19 protein-coding genes are annotated in these 19,248 nt (G+C 72.3%); 4 read left to right on the top strand and 15 right to left on the bottom strand.

From position 1 onward, the window contains the following. Nucleotides 1–16: 16 nt before the first annotated feature. The 6 genes from hemC to AB0M30_RS07970 form a co-directional block, all read right to left on the bottom strand. Complete coding sequence (gene hemC / locus AB0M30_RS07995; protein WP_093945337.1) at nucleotides 17–946, bottom strand: hydroxymethylbilane synthase; 930 nt, start codon at nucleotides 944–946, stop codon at nucleotides 17–19. Between the two features lie 20 nt (nucleotides 947–966). After that, nucleotides 967–2,274 (bottom strand): glutamyl-tRNA reductase, encoded by a 1,308-nt coding sequence (locus AB0M30_RS07990; protein WP_364581367.1) that lies wholly within the window; start codon nucleotides 2,272–2,274, stop codon nucleotides 967–969. Continuing rightward, on the bottom strand, nucleotides 2,271–3,194 hold the full coding sequence (locus tag AB0M30_RS07985; RefSeq protein WP_360178253.1) for a redox-sensing transcriptional repressor Rex: 924 nt from the start codon (nucleotides 3,192–3,194) through the stop codon (nucleotides 2,271–2,273). Before AB0M30_RS07985 ends, AB0M30_RS07990 begins: the two co-directional genes overlap by 4 nt. A 348-nt stretch (nucleotides 3,195–3,542) precedes the next feature. Then, a complete protein-coding gene (locus tag AB0M30_RS07980) occupies nucleotides 3,543–5,099 on the bottom strand; it encodes a molybdopterin-dependent oxidoreductase (RefSeq protein WP_364581365.1) in 1,557 nt (518 codons plus the stop codon). 76 nt (nucleotides 5,100–5,175) lie between these two features. Further along, complete coding sequence (locus AB0M30_RS07975) at nucleotides 5,176–5,412, bottom strand: glutaredoxin family protein (protein ID WP_103337292.1); 237 nt, start codon at nucleotides 5,410–5,412, stop codon at nucleotides 5,176–5,178. Between the two features lie 19 nt (nucleotides 5,413–5,431). Beyond that, nucleotides 5,432–6,943 carry an AMP-binding protein gene (locus AB0M30_RS07970; RefSeq protein WP_364581362.1) on the bottom strand — a complete coding sequence of 504 codons (1,512 nt, stop codon included), beginning with the start codon at nucleotides 6,941–6,943 and terminating at the stop codon, nucleotides 5,432–5,434. Nucleotides 6,944–7,257: 314 nt separating this feature from the next. Between AB0M30_RS07970 and AB0M30_RS07965 the strand changes: the two genes are divergently transcribed. The 4 genes from AB0M30_RS07965 (at nucleotide 7,258) to AB0M30_RS07950 (ending at nucleotide 11,156) form a co-directional block, all read left to right on the top strand. After that, the gene (locus AB0M30_RS07965) at nucleotides 7,258–7,950 is read left to right on the top strand and encodes a sigma-70 family RNA polymerase sigma factor (protein ID WP_360177934.1); all 693 of its coding nucleotides are present in this window, start codon (nucleotides 7,258–7,260) and stop codon (nucleotides 7,948–7,950) included. A 114-nt stretch (nucleotides 7,951–8,064) separates the two neighbouring features. Beyond that, on the top strand, nucleotides 8,065–9,135 hold the full coding sequence (locus tag AB0M30_RS07960) for a DUF5667 domain-containing protein (protein WP_364581359.1): 1,071 nt from the start codon (nucleotides 8,065–8,067) through the stop codon (nucleotides 9,133–9,135). 95 nt (nucleotides 9,136–9,230) lie between these two features. Beyond that, nucleotides 9,231–10,148 (top strand): HAD-IB family hydrolase, encoded by a 918-nt coding sequence (locus AB0M30_RS07955; RefSeq protein WP_199191199.1) that lies wholly within the window; start codon nucleotides 9,231–9,233, stop codon nucleotides 10,146–10,148. A gap of 102 nt (nucleotides 10,149–10,250) precedes the next feature. After that, nucleotides 10,251–11,156, top strand: coding sequence for a type II CAAX endopeptidase family protein (locus AB0M30_RS07950; protein WP_364581356.1), 906 nt, complete (start codon nucleotides 10,251–10,253; stop codon nucleotides 11,154–11,156). Between the two features lie 165 nt (nucleotides 11,157–11,321). On the opposite strand, the gene AB0M30_RS07945 is transcribed toward AB0M30_RS07950, so the two are convergent. The 9 genes from AB0M30_RS07945 to AB0M30_RS07905 form a co-directional block, all read right to left on the bottom strand. Continuing rightward, a complete protein-coding gene (locus AB0M30_RS07945) occupies nucleotides 11,322–11,984 on the bottom strand; it encodes a response regulator transcription factor (protein WP_364581353.1) in 663 nt (220 codons plus the stop codon). Beyond that, on the bottom strand, nucleotides 11,972–13,204 hold the full coding sequence (locus AB0M30_RS07940; protein ID WP_364581351.1) for a sensor histidine kinase: 1,233 nt from the start codon (nucleotides 13,202–13,204) through the stop codon (nucleotides 11,972–11,974). Before AB0M30_RS07940 ends, AB0M30_RS07945 begins: the two co-directional genes overlap by 13 nt. Before the next feature lie 55 nt (nucleotides 13,205–13,259). Beyond that, nucleotides 13,260–14,288, bottom strand: coding sequence for a lysophospholipid acyltransferase family protein (locus tag AB0M30_RS07935; RefSeq protein ID WP_364581349.1), 1,029 nt, complete (start codon nucleotides 14,286–14,288; stop codon nucleotides 13,260–13,262). 77 nt (nucleotides 14,289–14,365) lie between these two features. Further along, nucleotides 14,366–15,409: an NAD-dependent epimerase/dehydratase family protein gene (locus tag AB0M30_RS07930; RefSeq protein ID WP_364581347.1), complete on the bottom strand. Its 1,044-nt coding sequence runs from the start codon at nucleotides 15,407–15,409 to the stop codon at nucleotides 14,366–14,368. Nucleotides 15,410–15,664: 255 nt separating this feature from the next. Then, nucleotides 15,665–15,766, bottom strand: coding sequence for an AURKAIP1/COX24 domain-containing protein (locus AB0M30_RS07925; protein ID WP_007030867.1), 102 nt, complete (start codon nucleotides 15,764–15,766; stop codon nucleotides 15,665–15,667). Nucleotides 15,767–15,932: 166 nt separating this feature from the next. Beyond that, entirely contained in the window at nucleotides 15,933–16,148 is a 216-nt protein-coding gene (locus AB0M30_RS07920) for a helix-turn-helix domain-containing protein (RefSeq protein ID WP_013222402.1), read from the bottom strand. Nucleotides 16,149–16,352: 204 nt separating this feature from the next. Beyond that, complete coding sequence (proC, locus tag AB0M30_RS07915; protein WP_364581344.1) at nucleotides 16,353–17,165, bottom strand: pyrroline-5-carboxylate reductase; 813 nt, start codon at nucleotides 17,163–17,165, stop codon at nucleotides 16,353–16,355. A 208-nt stretch (nucleotides 17,166–17,373) separates the two neighbouring features. After that, a complete protein-coding gene (locus tag AB0M30_RS07910) occupies nucleotides 17,374–18,192 on the bottom strand; it encodes a thioesterase family protein (protein WP_364581868.1) in 819 nt (272 codons plus the stop codon). A 131-nt stretch (nucleotides 18,193–18,323) separates the two neighbouring features. Beyond that, nucleotides 18,324–19,136 (bottom strand): sugar phosphate isomerase/epimerase family protein, encoded by an 813-nt coding sequence (locus AB0M30_RS07905; protein WP_364581341.1) that lies wholly within the window; start codon nucleotides 19,134–19,136, stop codon nucleotides 18,324–18,326. Between the last annotated feature and the right edge of the window lie 112 nt (nucleotides 19,137–19,248).

The following is a 19,248-nucleotide window of genomic DNA, read 5'->3' as shown; positions in this document are numbered from 1 at the left end:
AGCGCTCGCGAGAGCGCTACTGAGCGGGGCCGGAGAGGGCTCCGGCTCCGAGGTCCAGCAGCTCGGCGGCCAGGTCCTTGCCCAGCTGGGCGGCCTGGTCCTTGTCGGCCAGTGCGATGGCCCGGACCATGTCCACCGCACCTTCCTCGCCCTCGACCGCGGCGGTGCCGCGCAGCGAGATCCGTTCCACGACCTTGCCCTCGGCGTCGAGATCTTCGACGATCTCGGCGAGCGCGCCCACCGGCGCGCTGCACCCCGCCTCGAGCGCGGCCAGCAGGGCCCGCTCGGCCGTCACCGCGGCCCGCGTGCCCTCGTCGTCCAAAGTGGACCGGAGCAGCTGCTCCAGGTCCACGTCGGCGGCCCGGCACTCCACCGCCAGCGCACCCTGCGCGGGTGCGGGCAGCATCTGGATCGGGTCGAGGGTCTCGGTGATCGCCTCGACCAGTCCGACCCTGGCCAGTCCGGCACGCGCCAGCACCACGGCATCGAGCTCGCCGTCGGTCACCTTGCGCATGCGGGTGTCGATATTGCCGCGAATCGGCACGATTTCCAAACCGAGACCCAGCGCACGCAGCTGCGCGGTGCGCCGCGCGGCCCCGGTTCCCACCGTCGAACCCGGCGGCAGCTCACCCAGCGTGAGCCCGTCGCGCGCGATCAGCGCGTCCCGCGGGTCTTCGCGGGGCGGCACGGCGGCCAGCGTGATCCCGGGCTCCGGCGCCGTCGGCAGGTCCTTGTAGGAGTGGACGATGACGTCGACCTCGTTGCGCAGCAAGGCTTCCCGCAGCGCGGAGGTGAACACGCCGACCCCGATCGTCGCGATCGGCGCCAGCGACTTGTCGCCGGGGGTGGTCACCTTGACGATCTCGACCTCGACGCCGGTGGCGCGCAGGGCGTCGGCGACGGTCCCGGTCTGGGTGAGCGCGAGCTTCGAACCGCGCGTACCCATACGAATGACTCTGGTCACTACTACTTCTTCTCTGGTGGGGGCTTCGGGCTCGCCACCGCGGCGGGCGCCTGCGGGTCGAGGCAGAACAGTTCTCGCAACGCGTTCGCGTAGTCGGTGTCGGCCGTCTCGGCGGCCAGCTGCTTGACCCGCACCGTCGGCGCGTGCAGCAGCTTGTCGACCACCCGGCGGACCGTGCGGCCGACCTCTTCGCGGACGGCGCCGTCCAGGCCGGGCAGGCGGTTGTCGAGCCGCAGCAGCTCGGCGTCGACGACCTCGGCCGCGCGGCGGCGCAGCGCGGTCACGGTCGGCGTCACCTCGGCGCTGCGCTGCCCGGCGAGGTAGTCGCGCACCTCGTCGAGGACGATCCCGGTCGCCTTGGCGGTCTGGCGCTCGGTGGTCGGCGTCCCGGCCTCGCGCATCCGGCGCTGGATGGTGGCCAGGTCGACCACCCGGACACCGGCGAGCTCGCCGACCGCCGGGTCGACGTCCCGGGGCAGGCCCAGATCGCAGACGACGAGGTCCCGGCCGCCGCGCGGCAGCACGTGCCCGGGGCCGAAGACGGCGTCCTGCGCGCCGGTGCAGCAGATGACGATGTCGGCGTCACGGACCGTGCCGGCGACGGCGGACAGCGGGACCGCCCGGGCCGGCACGCCCTGCTCGGTGACGTTCGCGGCGAGCCGGCGGGCGCGGGCGTCGGTGCGGTTGGCCACGGTGATCTCGCCGATCCCGGCCTTCCGCAGCTGCGACGCGCTCAGCGCACCCATCGAGCCGGCGCCGACGATGACGGCGTGCTTGCCGGTGACGTCCCCGGCCGCGGCGAGCGCTTCGGAGACGACCGACGCGCCGAGCTGGTCGAGCCCGGTCTCGGTGTGCACGCGCTTGCCGACGCGCAGCGCGGTCTGGATCAGCTCGTGCAGCGTGCGGCCGACGGTGCCGGCCTCGCGCGCGGTGGCGTAGGCGGAGCGGACCTGGCCCAGGATCTGGGTCTCGCCGACGACCATCGAGTCCAGGCCCGAGGTGACGGAGAAGAGGTGCTCGACGGCGGCGCCGGCGTAGTGCACGTACAGGCTGTCGTAGAGCTCGGCGGGCGTCATCCCGGCCTGGCGGGCGAGCACTTCGGAGACGTCGTTGAGGCCGCCGTGGAAGGTCTCGACGACCGCGTAGACCTCGATCCGGTTGCAGGTCGAGACGAGCATGACCTCGCTGACGTGCTCGGCCTGCTGCAGTTCGTCGAGGATCTTGCCGATCTCGGGCACCGGCACCGCGACGCGCTCGAGCGTGCTCAGCTCCGCACTCCGATGCGAGAGACCGACCGCCAACACGCTCATGAGCGCACCACCATTTCCCGTCCGCCGTCCGGACCCGTGCCGTTCCGCCTGCCGTTTCCATTGTCGGACGGGAGAACCGCACCGGGTAATCCGGAATTGCCCTGATTACCGGCGGCTAGGCCTTCACTGTCCGCTCGGCGGGCCACATGGAACGAGAGTATCTGCAGCTCCACGGCCAAATCCACTTTCCGGACCTCAATGTGAGCCGGAACTTGCAGCACGACGGGAGCAAAGTTGAGGATGCACTGGACACCGCCCGCGACCAGCCGGTCACACACCGATTGCGCCGCGGTGGGCGGGGTGGCGATCACGCCGATGGAGATGCCTCGCTCGGCGCAGATCCGGGGGATGTCGTCCATGTGCGAGACCGGGAGCCCGCCGACCGGCACGCCGATCAGGTCCGCGTCCAGGTCGAACAGCGCTTCGACCGGGAAGCCGCGCCCCGGGAAGCCGCCGTAGTTGGCCAGCGCGTGACCCAGGTTGCCGATCCCGACCACGGCGACCTTGTGCTGCCGGGTGAGGCCGAGGATGCGCTCGATCTGGCTGACCAGCACGCCGACCTCGTAGCCGACGCCGCGGGTGCCGTAGGAGCCCAGGTAGGAGAGGTCCTTGCGCAGCTTCGCGGAATTGACGCCCGCGGCCTGCGACAGCTCTTCGCTCGAAACGGTCGTCGCGCCCTGTTCCGACATTCCGGACAACACCCGGAGGTAGACGGCCAGCCGCGCGACGGCGGCCTCGGGAATGGACTTCGCCCGGACGGCCTCGGGGGCATCCCCGTTGCGGCCCGGCTCTCCCGCCGGTACCGCGGGCATTTCGGCGGTGGGAGCGTTGTCGGCGTCGGGGCCGGCCGGCCGGCGGGGACGCCGGGGCGCCCGGCCCGGGGAGTCCGCCGCGTCGCGCCTCCCCCGCTGTGTCACCACGCCGTAGTCTCCTGCCCGCTGTGCACGTCTGGCGGCCATCGCCATTCGGAACTGTGTCTTGACCCAGGACCCGGAGTCCGGTTCGATACCGGCTCGCTCCGGGCGATGGCCCTACGGTAGACCACTTGTGAACGCACGCACAAAGTCACTGGTCGGAGGCGGTTCCGGGGCGGCGGGAGGGCGACGGCGATCACGACACGGCGTCAGAATCCTTGTCCGGCAGGCACTTCCGCGTCCGGCGCGGATCGGCGGTGATCGACTGCCGCCCGGCGGCGCGGCCCCGGCCGCGCGGCGAGCGGCGCACCGGGCCCGGTGAACGGCTGCGGCGCACTGGTCGCCCCGTGCGCGTCAGCGGGCGTCGAGGGTGACCGAGTGCCAGCCGGTGGCGCCGTCCGGGACCGGGTCCGCCCGGTTCTCCGTCTGCGTGTAGCCGTCCTGATCGGTGGCCCGGACCGACGCCTGGTGCGTCCCCTTCGGCACGTCGAGCTCGATCCACCACATCCGCCAGGTGTCCTTGCTCACCTCCGCGGCCAGCGTCGCCGGCTGCCACGGGCCCTGGTCCAGCCGGACCTCGACCTTCGCGATGCCGGTGTGCTGCGCCCACGCCGTGCCGGTCAGCCGGACCTTGCCCGCCGTGACGCCCGCGAACCCGTGCGGCGAATCGATCCGCGATTCGGTCTTGATCGGCGCCTGCTCGGCCCACCCCCGGCTCAGCCAGTACGCCTGCCGGGCGTCCCACCGGGTGAATTCGAGCGATTCGACCCACTTCGTCGCCGACACGTAGCCGTACAAGCCGGGGATGACGATCCGGGCCGGGAAGCCGTGCTCGACCGGCAGCGGCTGGCCGTTCATCCCGATCGCCAGCATCGCGCCGCGATCCGGGTCGAGGGCGACGTTCGCCGGCGTGCCGCACGTCCAGCCGTCGACGCTGGTGGCGAACATCTGCTCCGCGCCCGGCTGCACGCCGGCCTGCTCGAGCAGGTCGACGAGGTCCACGCCGATCCAGGTCGCGTTCGAGATCAGCGGCCCGCCGACCTCGTTGGACACGCACGTCAGCGTCACCCGGCGCTCGACCAGCGGCCGGCTGCGGATGTCGGCGTAGGAGAACTTCACCTCGCGGTCGACCATCCCGTGGATGCGCAGGCTCCAGTCCTCGGTGCGCAGCTGCGGCACGATCAGCGCGGTGTCGATGCGGTAGAAGTCCGCGTTCGGCGTGATGAACGGCGGTGAGCCGAGCTTCGCGAAGTCGGCGTCCGCGGGCAGCGGCGGCGCCGTGCGCGCCGGGACGAGCGGCCCGACGGCGGCCCGCGAGTCCTCGGCGTTCGAGCTCGTCCCGGTGACCTGGCCGGCGACGGCCGCGATCCCCGATCCCGCGGCGACGCCGACCCCGGCGCGCAGGAACTTGCGGCGGTCGAAACCCCGCTCGTCGACGACGTCCACCGGCAGCGCGAGCCGGTGCAGGAAGGTGAACACCGCGAGCCCGGCGACCAGGGCGGCGACCGGCGCGAGCAGCGAAACCTGCCCGAGGTCGCTGCGCACGTAGACGGCCGCGACCCCGGCGGCACCGAGGAGCACGACGAGCACCTGTCCGGCCCGCGGCGTCCGGCGCGAAAGCTGCCCGGCGACCAGCGCGAACAGCACCAGCACGACCGCGAGCCCGAGCTTGAGCACCGGTTTGTCCCAGGTGCCCAGCGTCCGCTCGGCCCATTTCACGATGGCGGTCGGGCTGTGGTCGATGACGTAGTTGGCCACCGCGATGAACGGCGACGCCGTGTACCCGACGAAGCCCGCGACCAGGTGGCCGACGCCGAGGGCGGCGGCCAGCGCGAGGAGGCCGATCAGCGTCGCGACCGGTAGCGAAAGCCGACGCGGCGCCTCGGGCGGCGCGTCCTGCAGAGTGCTCACGTCTCCATCTTCGGAGCACGCGGCCGCCGCGGCGGCCCGAGGTGGCTTACGGACGTGTTACGGCTCACCGCCGGGGTCAGGCGAGCGCGCGCCGGAGCCGGTCCTCTTCGACGCGCCAGTACCCGTGCTCGGCGCCGTCGACCAGGATCACCGGGACGCGGTCGCCGTACTCCGCGCGCCACTCCGGGTCGGTGTCGACGTCCTCGGCCGTCCAGGCGACGCCGAGCTCGCCGCAGATCCGGGCGACGTCGGCCTCCGCGACCTCGCAGAGGTGGCAACCGTCCCGGCCCATCACCGTCACTTCGTGCGCCATGCCGTCCTTCCTACCGCACCTACCGCAACCGCAGGCGGCGCAGCTTCCCGGTGGCCGAGTGCGGCAGCGACTCGGCGAACTCGACCAGGTGCGGCACCTTGTACCCGGCCAGGTGGGCCGCGCAGTGGTCGGCGACCTGCTGCTCGGACAGCGCCGCCCCGGCCGCCGGCACGACGACCGCCTTGACCGCTTCGCCGCTGCGCTCGTCGACGACGCCGACGACCGCGGCCTCGGCCACCTCCGGCAGCTGCCCGATGACCTCCTCCACCTCGCGCGGGAAGACGTTGAAGCCGTTTACGATGATCAGGTCGTTGGCCCGGTCGACCAGGTGCAGGTCACCGTCGGTGTCGAGGTAGCCGACGTCGCCGGTGCGGAACCAGCCCTCGGCGTCCGGGCCGTGGCCGCCGTCGGGCCAGTAGCCGGAGAACAGGTTGGCGCCGCGGATCGACACCAGCCCGGTCTCGCCCTCGGCCTCGAAGACGTCGTCGACGTCGTCCGGGTCGAGCGGCACGGCCTGGTCGGTGCCGTCGCTGTCCACCAGCCGCAGCTCGATCCCGGGCAGCGGCCGGCCGACCGAGCCCGGCTTCGGGTAGCCGGTGACCAGCGTCGACGTCACCACCGGGGCGCATTCGGTGAGGCCGTAGCCCTCGTAGACGTCGAGGCCGGTGGCCTCGCGGATCGCGCCCAGCACCTTCGGGTGCAGCGGCGCGGCACCCGACGTCATCCGCCGCACGGTGGCCAGGCCGCGGCGGAGCTCGTCGGCGCCCAGCGCGGCGAACTCCCCGTACATCGTCGGGACGCCGGTGATCGAGGTGACGCGGTGTTCGGCGCAGTCGTCCAGCGTCCGCTGGGCTTCGAAGCGCTCCGAGAGGACCGCGGTAGCGCCCACGGCGGCCGCCTGCAGGAGGCCGGGCCCGAGGCCGTAGACGTGGAAGAGCGGGATGGTGATCAGCACCCGGTCGTCGTGTTCGAGGACCCCTTCGACCCCGCTGATCTGCTCGAGGTTGGCCAGCAGGGCCCGGTGCGACAGCATCACCCCGCGCGGCGGCCCAGTGGTGCCGGAGGTGTAGGAAACGACCGCGATGTCCTCCCCGGACCGGCCGGCGTCGGCGAACTCGCCTCCTCCGTCCGGGTCACCCACGGGCGTGAGACCGCTCACGCCGTCGGGGAGGTCCTCATCCGCGTCGCGCTGGACGACGACCTTCGCGCCGCTGTGCTCGAGCAGCTTCGCGAGCTCGGGCCCGGGCACCTGCGGCGACAGCGGCACGACGACCGCCCCCGCCCGCAGCGCGCCGAAGAAGGCGACCACGAAGTCCACCGACGTCGGCAGCCGCACCCCGACCCGGTCCCCCGGCGCGACGCCGGCGTCCGCCAGCCTGCGGGCCTGGGCCTGGGCGGCCGCGTCGACCTGGCGGTAGGTCAGGCCGCGTCCGGTGCCGGTCTCGAGCACGGCCGGGTGCTCCGGCCACGTGGCCGCGGCCCGTGTGAGCAGCCCGCCGACCCCCGGCTGCGTCCCCTCTGGAGCACTCACCCGCGACCCACCTCTCCTCGCCCCGCGCCAACCGTTGCAAGTCTGTCATCTGAAGCGACGTCATGGGTGCTGACCGCGAGCGTCGCGTCTGCGCAACCCCGGAACCACTACCTACTTAGCGGTAACAACACGTATGCTGCACTGCGTCGCGCCGGTGGTGTTGATCACCGTCGCGACCGGAGAGAGGGAGTCGCCGTGAGGAACTTGCCTGCCCACGAGGTCGTGGGGCACGCGAGCCGGCCGGCCCCTGCTCATCCGGGTTCCGGGGGTACCGAGGCCCGCTGGGCCGAAGCCACCGCCGGAGGTGCCGCCCGATGACCGTCCCGACCGCCGTCAGCCGCGGGCCCGTCTTCATGTTCGCCGAGCGCGTCTTCGGACGGACGTCGGCCGTGCCGCTGAGCAGGCAGGCGGCCGACGACGAGCGCGCCGAGGCGGCGAAGGCCGAGGCCTGGGACCTGGTGCGGGCCGCACAGGACGGCGACACGTCCGCCTTCGGCCGGCTCTACGACCGGTACGTCGACGTCGTCTACCGGTACGTGCTGTTCCGGCTCGGCGACCGCGACCTCGCCGAGGACGTCACCAGCGAGACGTTCCTGCGCGCGCTGCGCCGCATCACGTCGGTGAGCTACCAGGGCCGTGACGTCGGCGCCTGGTTCGTCACCATCGCCCGCAACCTCGTGCTCGACCACGTGAAGTCGAGCCGGTTCAAGCTCGAGGTGGTCACCGACGAGGTGACCGAGCCCGGTTCGGCACCCTTCACCGTCGGCGCGACCGCCCAGGTGGGCCCCGAGCAGGAGGCGATCAGCCGCGCCACCCGGGCCGAGCTGCTGCGCTGCGTCGCCGAACTGGGCGAAGACCAGCGGGAATGCATCGTCCTGCGGTTCTTGCAGGGCCTGTCCGTGGCCGAGACGGCCGAGATCATGAACCGCAACGAAGGGGCGATCAAGGCGCTCCAGCACCGCGCCGTGCGCCGATTGGCACAACTTCTGCCCACCGGATTGCGCTGAACCCGCGAACTTTTCCGTTCGTCGGCCGAAACCGGTAACCCTGACGGCTTCTGGATCGTTACCCCACGCAGACCGGTGTCAGGCCGGCCGAAGCCCGGGATGGAGAGCAGCGCCGTGAGGTTTGCGCGTGAGCGAGCCGAGAGCGAGCGGTTCGCGCGCGCCCTGGAACCGTCGCCGGTGCGCCGCGACGGCGAGTTCGCCGACGAACTCGCGCTCGTCGGCGCGCTGCGCGAACTCGGTACGGCCGGGTCCCCGGACCTGGAAACCCGGCAGCGGATCCGCGCGGAGATCGCCGGCCGCCTGGAGACGGCGGCGGCCACCACCCCACGTCGGAGGTGGCGGCCGCGGACCGCCGACCTGGTGGCCGCCGCGCTGTTCCTCGTCCTCGTCCTCTCGGGGCTGACGCTGGTGCTCTCGCGCACCGCGCTGCCCGGCGACCCGCTCTACACCGTGAAGCGCGCCGGCGAGTCGACCGCGCTGGGCCTGACGTTCGGTGACCAGGAGAAGGCGCGCAAGCACCTCGAATTCGCCACCAACCGGATCACCGAGCTCGGCGAGCTGGCCACCGAGGACGCGAGCGAAGCCGACTACCGGACCGCGTACGACGATTTCGCCGCCGACCTGCGGGCCGGCGTCGCCCAGATGTCCGCCGCGGCGACCAGCGACGGCGGCGGCACGCAGGCGCTGTCCGACGTCCGGCTGTGGGCGCGCAACCAGGCGGCGAGGCTGGGCGCGCAGCCGCTCCCGGCCGACGCGGCGCCGGTGTTCGGCGACGTCCGGGACCTGCTCGGCAAGGTCCAGGAGCGCACCAGCGGCCTGGTCGCGCGGATGAACTGCTACCGCATCACCACCGGCACGTCCGACGAGCTGGGCCCGCTCCCGGCGACCGGCGAGTGCACGCAGCGGCCCGTCCCGTCCGCCGGCAGCCAGCCGACGTCGGCGTCGGTCTCGCCCTCGTCGCAGGAAGGCACGGCACCGGCCGTGACGGGCACGCAGCTGCCCCCGTCGGACGCCGCGGCTACCCCGGGCATCCCCGCGCCGACCGGCGGGGTGACGCCGCCGCCGGTGTTCGGCCAGCCGTCGACGACCTCCCGGCCGCCGACGACGACCACCACCACACCCCCGCCGCCGCTGGTGTCGATCCCGCCGCTGCTGCCGGGCCTGCCGCCGATCGTGATCGGCTGAGGTCCCGCCCACACCTGCGACGGCGCGGTGGGCGGCTCGCTACGCTGTGCGAAGGACCCGGACGTTCCCAGGAACGTGGCCAGACGTGGGCAGACGTGGAGGCGGTGTGCGTGTCAGCTTGGCGTGGCAGGGATAAGAGTCAGGAGCTGGAACGGCTCGCCGCGCTCGCGGGCGAAGCGTCGGCCGAGGCCGCCCACGCCCGCGTGGTCTCCGAAGCCGCCGAGCCCCCCGCCCCGCCGGCCCCGCCGGACCTGACCGCGGCCGCGTTCTTCGACGTCGACAACACGATGATGATGGGCGCGTCGATCTTCTACTTCGCCCGCGGGCTCGCGGCGCGGAAGTTCTTCACGTCGTCGGACCTGGCCGGGTTCGTCTGGGGCCAGATCAAGTTCCGGCTGGGCGGCCGTGAGAACAAAGAGGACATCAAGACCCACCGCGAGCGCGCACTGTCCTTTGTGGCCGGCCGCACGGTGGCGGAGCTGACGTCGATCAGCGAAGAGATCTACGACGAGCTGATGGCGGACAAGATCTGGTCCGGCACGCGCGCGCTGGCCCAGATGCACCTGGACGCGGGCCAGCGCGTCTGGCTGGTGACGGCCACCCCGATCGAGCTGGCGGCGATCATCTCCCGCCGCCTGGGCCTCACCGGGGCGCTGGGCACGGTCGCGGAGACCCGCGACGGCGTGTACACGGGCCGCCTGGTCGGGGACTTGCTGCACGGCCGCGCGAAGGCCCACGCGGTGCGGGCCCTGGCCTCCCGCGAGGGCCTGAACCTCAAGCGCTGCACGGCGTACTCGGACTCGGCGAACGACATCCCGATGCTGTCGGCGGTGGGCACCGCGGTGGCGGTCAACCCGGACGGCGGCCTGCGGGACGTGGCCCGGGCCCGCGGCTGGGAGATCCGCGACTTCCGGACCGGCCGCAAGGCGGCGAAGATCGGCGTGCCTTCGGTGCTCGGAGCCGGGGCGCTGGCCGGCGCCGTGGCGGCGGGCATGGCCTACCGCCGCCGGTAGCGCCTGCGCTACCACCTTTCGGGTGCGCGCGGGAATGACCCGGCCGCCGCCGGCTGATGTGCTTTCCGCATCGGAAAAGCAGCTTCGGCGAAGGGCAGTGCGGTGGCGACCCGTGTGGACATCGGAGAAGAACAGACCGACGGCGGAACCGGGTGGCGGGACCGCATCCGCCGCCGCCCGCTGACGTCGTTCTTCGTGCTGGCCAACTTGCTCAGCTGGCTCGCGTGGACGCCGTACATCCTGTCCGGCAACGGGCTGGGCGTCCTGCACTTCCGCTTCCCGGAGGTGCTCGGCACGGCGCAGTTCGCCGGCGTCCTGCCGGGCGCGTACCTCGGCCCGATCGGCGCGGCGTTCCTCGTGACGGCGGTCGCCGACGGGCGCACCGGGCTCCGCCGCTGGACCGCGCGGCTGTTCAAGTGGCGCGTCAGCTGGCTCTGGTACGTCGGGGTGGTGCTCAGCGTGCCCGCGTTGCTGACGATCGCCACGATGGCGTTGTGGGAGCAGGAGCCCCTGGTGCCGGCGGTGGCGACGCTGGTGGCCTACCTGCCGGGCCTGGTCCTGCAGATGCTCACGACGGGCCTGGCCGAGGAGCCGGGCTGGCGGGACTTCGCCCTCCCCCGGCTCCAGCACCGCTACGGGCCCCTGGGCGGCACGATGATCCTGGGCCCGCTGTGGGGCGTGTGGCACCTGCCGCTGTTCTTCACCGAGTGGGGCGGCTGGCCGGACATCACCTGGCTGACGCCGGTGGAGTTCATCGCCACCTGCGTCACGTTCAGCATCATCATGACGTGGGTGTTCAACCGCACCGGCCAGAGCCTGCCGCTGGCGATGCTGCTGCACACGAGCGTGAACAACTTCTTCTCGCTGGCGTGGTCGGAGATGTTCCCGGGCCACTCGATCCACGACACGTCGGACGCCTTCCTGCTGGCGTCCACGGCGGTGGCCCTCGTCGTGCTGATCGCCACCCGAGGCCGGCTCGGGTACCGGCGGGCGGAAGTCACCACCTGAGCCGCCGTCACCCGCCGGTCCGCCCGGTCGGCCGGGCGCAGCTACCGGCGCGCCACGGCAGAAGCCGTCGGCTTACCCGGCGGGCGAGGAGCGCGGCCGGCATCCCGGCCCCACCCGGCCCGCGATGCCGGCCGCAAGCCGCGGGCCACCGCCACCCGGAACCCGTCACCCACCCAAGCGGGCGGTGTCCCGCAGGTAGTGCAGCACCGCGGTCACCCGCCGGTCCGCCCGGTCGGCCGGAGCGAGGTCCAGCTTCGCGAAGATGCTGCGGATGTGCTTGTGCACCGCGCCGTCGGTCACGACGAGCCGCTCGGCGATCGCGCTGTTGCCCAAGCCCTCCGCCATCAGCGCCAGGACTTCACGTTCCCGGGCGCTGAGGCGGCCGAGCCGGTTGTCCGGGCGGCTGCGCGTCAGCAACTGGGCGACCACCTCCGGGTCGATGACCGTGCCGCCGTCCACGATCCGGTGCAGGGCCTCCAAGAACTCTTCGACCCGGCCGACGCGTTCCTTCAGCAGGTAGCCGAGCCGGGCGCCGCCGTCGGTGAACAGCTCGGTGGCGAACGCCTGCTCGACGTACGCGGACAGCACCAGCACCGCGAGGCCGGGTTGCCGCCGGCGGGCCTCGACGGCCGCGACGATGCCCTCGTCCGTGTGCGTCGGCGGCATCCGGACGTCCACAATGGCCAGATCCGGTGCGTGTTCGTCCACCGCCGCCAGGAAGTCGACCGCGTTGGCCACCGCCGCCCGCACGTCGACGCCCTCGGCGCGCAGCAGCATCGCGACCCCCTCGCGCAGCAGGAGGTCGTCCTCGGCGATCACGATCCGCACGGCAGGCTCACCCTCAGCGTCGTCGGGCCGCCGGCCGGGCTGGCCAGTGCGAACGACCCGTCGTGGGCCTCGACGCGGCGCCGGATGCCGGTCAGCCCGGACCCGGTGTCCTCGTGCGCCCCGCCGCGGCCGTCGTCGCTGACCTCCACGTGCACCCGGTCCCGCTCGCCGCGGAGCCGGATCGTCGCCGTGCTCGCCCCGCTGTGCCTGGCGACGTTCGTGAGCGCCTCGGCGACCACGAAGTAGGCCGTCACCTGGACCGAGACGGCCGGCCGGCCCGGCAGGTCGGCGTCGATCCGGCAGGTCACCGGGCAGTCGGCGGCCAGCGCGGTGAGCGCGTCGGGAAGGCTGCGTTCGGTCAGCACCGGCGGGAGGATACTGCGCACCACCGCACGCAGTTCGGCGAGCGCCTGCTCGCCGGCGTCCTGGGCGCGCTCGAGGATCTCCTCGGCCGCCGCGGGATCCCGCGTCAACGCCCGCTTCGCCGCACCGAGCAGCACGTTCACCGCGACGAGCCGGTTCTGCGTCCCGTCGTGCAGCGACCGTTCGATCCGCCGCAGTTCGACGGCGTGGGCGTCCAGCGCGGCCGCGCGCGTGGCGGTCAGCTCGGCGACGCGCAGCGCGAGGTCGGTCCCGCGGTGGGGTGCCAGCAGCCGCAGTCCCGGCCACTCCTGCAACCGGGCCAGCAGCGGCGTGACCAGCACCGACACGACCAGTGTCGCGACGCCGAACAGGCAGACCGCGAAGGCGTCACCCCAGTCCGTCGCCGTGAAGAACCCCTGGGCCGGCGTGGCGTCGCCGGGCGAGACGAACCACCACCACACCGGGAACGACGCGTCGTGCATGACGTCGACGGCCAGCGTGAGGGCGGCCAGGCTGAGGAGCAGCCCGAAGGTGCTGTGGCAGCTGAGCCAGCCCAGCTCGCGCCGGACGGTGCCGTCGGCGAGGGCGGCACGCAGCCCGCGCGGCACCGGCGGCGGAGGCAGGATGTCCAGCCGCGCCCGCTCCCGGTCCGCGACGACGCGCAGCAGCCGCAGCCCCACCGGGACCAGCAGCAGGCCGATCCCGGCCAGGCACAGCACGGCCGAGCCGAGCAGCCACAACAGGGCGGCCACGGCCAGTATCGCGGTGCCCATGCCGCCGACGAGGCGTTCGAGCGCGTCCAGCGCGGCCCGGGCGCGCTCGACCGGGTACCGGCGACGCGCGTCCTCGGTGGCCATCTGCACCTCCTGGCCCGGAGAGGATAGAGCACCTCCTCGGGCCGGAGTGGCCGGCTCAGCCGCGGAAGACGGACTTCCGCTGCGAAAGCCGCCGGTACAGCGTCTGCTGGATCGACTCCCGCACCTGGTCGGTCAGCTGGAACACCAGCATCGGGTCGTCGACGGCGTCCGGGCCGTAGGAGTCCGTCGCGATCGGCTCGCCGAACTCGATGCTCCACTTGGTCGGCAGCGGGACCGCGCCCAGCAGGCCCAGCATCGGGAAGAACGGCGTCACCGGGAAGTACGGCAGCCCCAGCATGCGGGCCAGCACCTTGATGTCACCGAGCTTCGGGTAGATCTCCTCGGCGCCGATCACCGACACCGGGATGATCGGCACGCCGGCGCGCAACGCGGCCGACACGAAACCGCCGCGGCCGAAGCGCTGCAGCTTGTAGCGGGAAGCGAACGGCTTGCCGACGCCCTTGAAGCCCTCCGGCCACACCCCGACCAGCTCGCCCTTGCGCAGCAGGCGCTCGGCGTCCGCGTGGCAGGCCAGCGTCTGGCCGGACTTGCGGGCGAACGACCCCACGAGCGGCACCTGGAACACCAGGTCCGCGCCGAGGCCACGCAGGTGCCGGCCGCCGGTCTCGTCGTGGACCGCCACCGCCGTCATCAGGGAGTCGAGCGGGATCGTGCCCGAGTGGTTGGACACCAGCAGCGCGCCGCCGGCCGCCGGGAGGTTCTCGACGCCGTGCGTGTCGACGCGGAACCACTTCTGGTACAGCGCGCGCAGCGGCGGCAGGAACACCGCCTCGGTGAGCTCGGCGTCGAAGCCGAACTCGTCGACGGTGTAGTCACCGGTCAGCCGGTCGCGGAGGAAGCCGAGCGCCGACCGCGCGGCGTCCGAAAGCGGCTCGGCCGGCGTCGCCTGCTCGACGCCGCCGGGGAAGGCGACGACCGGCGCGTCGGCCCGGGCGGCTTCCTCCTCGCGCAGGTCCTGCTCCGCCGTCACCGCCTCGGGCTTCTCCCGGCCCGGTCCGTGCAGGGGGATGACCTGCGCCTCGGCACCGCCCACCGTTCCCGCCTCGCTTCCGAAGTCGTCCAAATCGTGCGGCCTGGCTGTAACAACCGGAGCTTCGCTCCGGGCCGGGGGCTCCGCCACCCGGACCCCCGAAAAATCCCTCATCGGCTCTGCCCGGTCGCGGCGGCGACGAGCACCTTGCCGGCCAGTCCGGCCAGCTTGCCGCCGTCGAGCACCGGGCGGAGCCCGCGTCCGACGATGTAGTCGTCGAACGCCTCACGCGTGGTCCACCGCGGGGTGTACCCGAACTCCTGCTTCAGCTTGGCGATGTCGACGACCCGGCCGAAGTTCAGCAGCCGGACCTGGTCGGCGGAGAAGTCCACCACGCGGGCGCCGCGCAGCACCTTGCCGACCGACGGCACCACACTCCGCGGCATCGGCAGCTCGACCCGGCCGGCTCGCCGGATCGCCTGCGAAAGGGTGAGTACCCCTTCCGCGCCGACGTTGAACACGCCGGGCCTGTCGGTCAAGGTCGCCCGCTCCAGCACGGACAACGCGTCGGAGGAGTGCAGCAGCTGGATGCGCGCGTCGTAGCCGAAGACCGTCGGCACCACCGGCAGCGCGAAGTAGCGCGCGAGGACGGTGTCGGTCTCGGGGCCGATGATGTTGGCGAAGCGGAACAGCGTCGTGGTGATGTCCGGGCGGCGGCGCACCAGGCCCCGCACGTACCCCTCCATCTCGACGGCGTCCTTCGCGTACCCGCTGGTCGAGGTGGGGATGAGCTCGGAGTCTTCGGTGAACACCGCCTGCGAGCGGGCGCCGGCGCCGTAGACCGCCGCCGTCGACTTGACCACCAGCTTCCGGACCAGCGGCGACCGCTGGCACGCGGCGAGCAGCCGCATGGTGCCGATGACGTTGACTTCCTTGATCGCCGTGCGGCGGCCCGGCCCGGCCGGGTGCGCGGTGCAGGACGCGTGCACCACCGTGTCGACCTGGGCCGTGCTGATCACCTTGGCGATCAGCGGGTTCCTGATGTCCGCGCGGACGAACTCCGCGTGGCCCATGCGCTGCAGGACCGTCTTGTCCGGCGGGACCGTGTCGACACCGATGACCCGTTCGAAGTCGGGGTTGTTGCCCAGCCGGGCGAGCAGTTTCCCGCCCAGTTCGCCGGCGACCCCGGTGACGAGCACGATGTTCGACGGCATGCGACTCCCTGCGGCGTAGGGCATGTGGGGGGTGGACGGTCACCCGAGGCGCGCGAACCTGCACTCACTGGAAGCATCGCGCGGACGCCATTGAGATGTTACCGCTCTTCAGTGGTAGCTCCGGCCCATCTCACGTGCTATTAACACCGGTTTCGCCGGAAAGCGACGAACGCCTCACTCGAACGGGCGGACCTGCCCACCACATGGACGTGGCCCGTCCAGAGACTGGACGGGCCACGGTCACACTCAGCAGGCTTACTTGCCAGCCTTACGACGCTGGACGCGCGTACGGCGAAGCAGCTTGCGGTGCTTCTTCTTCGACATGCGCTTGCGGCGCTTCTTGATCACAGAGCCCATGGGCGCTCCTTAGGTCGACGTCGGTCACGCTGCCCGGCGCAGCGTCCAACGGGTGGAGCGCACAGGCACGAGCGGTTTTCCAGGTTACCCGTCACCCGTGACGGGCCGGTCGGCGGGCACGTCGTAGCGCTGCGCGCCGCTGGCCACGGCGTGCCCGGCAGCCGGATCAACCCACGTCGTAGTAGGCACCTTGGAGGTACTCGTGCACTGCTTTCTCCGGCACCCGGAAGGACTTCCCGACCCTGACGGCGGGCAGCTCACCCGAGTGCACGAGACGGTAGACGGTCATCTTGGAGACCCGCATCAGCGTGGCCACCTCGGCAACCGTCAGAAACTGGACCTGCCCGACAGCGGGCAAATCCTCCTTTTTGTTCGGAGACATGTTTACCGCGTCCTTCGACACGTGTCGCGCCACGAGGCTTCCCCACCTGTGGTATCGACACGCACGTGCTCTATCGAGAGTAGCGGGACTGGTGGGACTAATGCGACGCCTGTCACCGAGATGGGCCCCTACCAGCGCTAACGCACAAGCACCCGCGCGTGCAAGACCCGGGCGATCGCCCGTTCCGGGGAAATCAGGCTGGCGTCAGTCTTCGTCGTGCGCCTTCCCGAGCTCCACGGAGCGGTCCTTGGCGGCTTCGATGGCGGCCAGCAGCGCGGCGCGGACGCCGTGCTTCTCGAGCTCGCGGATGGCGTTGATGGTCGTCCCGGCCGGCGAGGTCACGGCCTCGCGCAGCAGCACGGGGTGCTCGTCGGATTCGGCGAGCATCTTCGCCGCGCCGACGGCCGACTGGATGATCAGCTGCCCGGCGAGCGCCCGCGGCAGGCCCAGCAGGATCCCGGCGTCGATCATGGCCTCGACCAGGTAGAAGAAGTAGGCGGGGCCGGACCCGGACAGCGCCGTGACGGCGTCCTGCTGGCCTTCCGGCACCTCGACGACCTGCCCGACGTGCGAGAGCAGGTCCCGCACCACGGCGAGGTGCTCGGCGGTGGCGTACCGCCCGGCGGAGATGGCGCTCATGGCCTCGTTGACGAGCATCGGCGTGTTCGGCATGACCCGCACGACGGGAACACCGTCGGCGAGCCGCCGTTCGTAGAGCGAGGTGGGCAGCCCGGCGCAGAGCGACACGACGAGCGACGACGGCCCGAGCAGCGGCGCGAGCTCATCCAGAACGGGTTCGATGTCCTGCGGCTTGACGGCGACGACGAGCACATCGGCCCGCTTGGCGGCTTCCTCGACCTCGACGCCGCGCACGCCGTAGCGGCTGGTCAGTTCGTCGGCGCGCGCCGGGTACCGCTCGGTGAAGAGGAGGTCGCCGGCTTCGTGGCCGCCGTGCAGCAGCCCCGAGAGCAACGCCTCACCGATTTTGCCCGCACCCAGCACCGCGATGACCGTCATGGAGCCCAGCGTGCCAAACGGCGCTCAGGGGCCCGGTGCCGGGGCGTGGGCAGCCCGAGGTCTCACGGCGCAACGGGCGGCGCTGCCGGGCTGGGTGTCCCGAATGACTCATTCGGGACACCGGAGGTCCCCAATGAGTCATTCGCGACACCAGCCCGCCGCCGAACCCGGGCCACCGCCGCGCCCCCAGAACCGCCCCAACCGGCGCTCAGCCGCCCGGTGCCGGGGCCAGGCCCAGCTGCCGGGCCTGGCACACCAGCCGGCCCTGGGCATCCACCACCGTTGCGTCGGAGTCGAACCAGGACTCGTGCACCGACCTCGACTCCACCACCACCCGCAGCCAGCCCGGGGCCGGGCGGGTGCGCAGCAGGGCCGTCAGCTGGACCGTCGGCGCCCAGCCGATGCGGCCGAGGTTCATCACCACCGGCGGGTTCACGTCGGACGCCAGCAGCGAAAAGTACGGGTCGGCCAGGCTGTGCCGCGGCCGGACCCACAGCCGCATCCGGGGCGGCTCGCCCGTGCGGCCGGTCAGGTAGCCCGCGGTCGCCGGGTCCAGGCGGACCTCGCACCCCTTGGCCAGGTTGAACGGCCCCTCGGTGCTCTCCGCCATCGCCAGCGCCCCGGGCGGCGGCTCGGCCGGCATCGACGGCACGTCGGTCCACTCCGGGCGGCGCATCGGGAGCCGTCCCGTCGTCACCCTGGCCTCGACGCAGCTGCGGCCGCGCTGCTCCAGCCGGACCTCGACCACCGTGGCCCGGCGGCCGACCTTGCGGACGTCCGTGCGCAGCAGCACCGGGCCGAGCGCGGGCGCGTGCAGGAACTCCGCGCTGACGACCAGCGGCTCCGCGTGCGGCTCACCGCGCTCGTGCAGGGCGGCGATCGCCGCCCGGGCCAGCAGGGCGAGCAGGAAACCCCCGTGCGGGTGGGAACCGATGGCCCATTCCGCACGCAGCACCGCGGTGAAGGTGCCGTCCCCCAGCGACCGCGCCGCACTCGCCGTGTCGAAGGACACGGCGGTGCCGTCCATTCCGCTCACGAAGGGTCCGCGCCATTTCGGGAACCGGGGTAGGTGACAAGCAACGAGAGCGACGGTTTCACGGTCCGAACTTTACGGGTTGGACCGGCGGAAATGCACTCGGGCGTGGATATGCCGACGCGTTATTGCCCGAGGTGGAACCGCGCGAACAACAACGCCTCGGCCAGATCGCGGACGCGCTCGGCCGCGGTGCCGGCGTGCCGGGTGTTGATCTCCAGCACGATCTGGCCGGCGAAACCGTTGCTGACCAGCTTCTCGAGCAGTTCGGCGCAGGGCTGGTCACCGCGCCCCGGCACCAGGTGTTCGTCCTTCGGGACGCCGGTGCCGTCGGCCAAGTGGACGTGCGAAAGGCCGTCGCCCATCCGCTGCGCCAGCGCCAGCGCGTCCATCTCGGCTGCCGCTGTGTGGGACAGGTCGAGTGTGTAGTGCCGGAACCCGACGTCCGTCGGATCGATCGACGGCCGGAACGCGGACACGCGCGAATTCTTCGAACCACCCGGCGGCCGGACCTTGAACATGTTTTCCACGGCGATTTCGACGCCGCTCGACTCCTCCAGTTCGGCGACCAGATCGCCGAACGCCTCCCCGTACCGGCGCTGCCAGCGGAACGGCGGGTGCACCACGACCGTGCGCGCGCCGAGCTCGAGAGCGGCGTCGACCGACATCCGCAGCCGCACGACCGGGTCCGGCGACCAAATCCGCTGGGTGATCAGCAGCGACGGCGAGTGCACCGACAGCACGGGCACGCCGGTGCGCCGCGACCAGCGCCGCAGCGCCGTGACGTCCTGGCTGACCGGGTCGGCCCAGACCATCACCTCGACGCCGTCGTAGCCGAGCTCGGCGGCCAGCTCGAAGGCCGTGCCCGCCTTGAGGGGCCACACGGACGCCGTGCTGAGTCCGACGGGGACCGGCTGCTCGTCTGTCACGCGCGCCATCCTGCCTCCGAGCGTCGCGAATGACTCATTGGGGACCTCCGAGGTCCCGAATGAGTATCGTTCCCGGTTGGCGGCACGATCACCCGCATCGCCTGCGGCAGCACGATGCGCC

It is taken from the genome of Amycolatopsis sp. NPDC051716, assembly GCF_040681595.1.
Lineage (GTDB): Bacteria > Actinomycetota > Actinomycetes > Mycobacteriales > Pseudonocardiaceae > Amycolatopsis.
This window is presented reverse-complemented; position numbering and strand designations above follow the sequence as displayed.

Bases quoted from the DNA above. Each gene is read 5' to 3' on its own strand.
- AB0M30_RS07905 (WP_364581341.1), bottom strand. From the start codon at position 19,136: ATGGCGCGCGTGACAGACGAGCAGCCGGTCCCCGTCGGACTCAGCACG.
- hemC (WP_093945337.1), bottom strand. From the start codon at position 946: ATGGGTACGCGCGGTTCGAAGCTCGCGCTCACCCAGACCGGGACCGTC.
- AB0M30_RS07920 (WP_013222402.1), bottom strand. From the start codon at position 16,148: ATGTCTCCGAACAAAAAGGAGGATTTGCCCGCTGTCGGGCAGGTCCAG.
- AB0M30_RS07975 (WP_103337292.1), bottom strand. From the start codon at position 5,412: ATGGCGCACGAAGTGACGGTGATGGGCCGGGACGGTTGCCACCTCTGC.
- AB0M30_RS07925 (WP_007030867.1), bottom strand. From the start codon at position 15,766: ATGGGCTCTGTGATCAAGAAGCGCCGCAAGCGCATGTCGAAGAAGAAG.
- AB0M30_RS07990 (WP_364581367.1), bottom strand. From the start codon at position 2,274: ATGAGCGTGTTGGCGGTCGGTCTCTCGCATCGGAGTGCGGAGCTGAGC.
- AB0M30_RS07940 (WP_364581351.1), bottom strand. From the start codon at position 13,204: ATGGCCACCGAGGACGCGCGTCGCCGGTACCCGGTCGAGCGCGCCCGG.
- AB0M30_RS07910 (WP_364581868.1), bottom strand. From the start codon at position 18,192: ATGGACGGCACCGCCGTGTCCTTCGACACGGCGAGTGCGGCGCGGTCG.
- AB0M30_RS07930 (WP_364581347.1), bottom strand. From the start codon at position 15,409: ATGCCGTCGAACATCGTGCTCGTCACCGGGGTCGCCGGCGAACTGGGC.
- AB0M30_RS07965 (WP_360177934.1), top strand. From the start codon at position 7,258: ATGACCGTCCCGACCGCCGTCAGCCGCGGGCCCGTCTTCATGTTCGCC.
- proC (WP_364581344.1), bottom strand. From the start codon at position 17,165: ATGACGGTCATCGCGGTGCTGGGTGCGGGCAAAATCGGTGAGGCGTTG.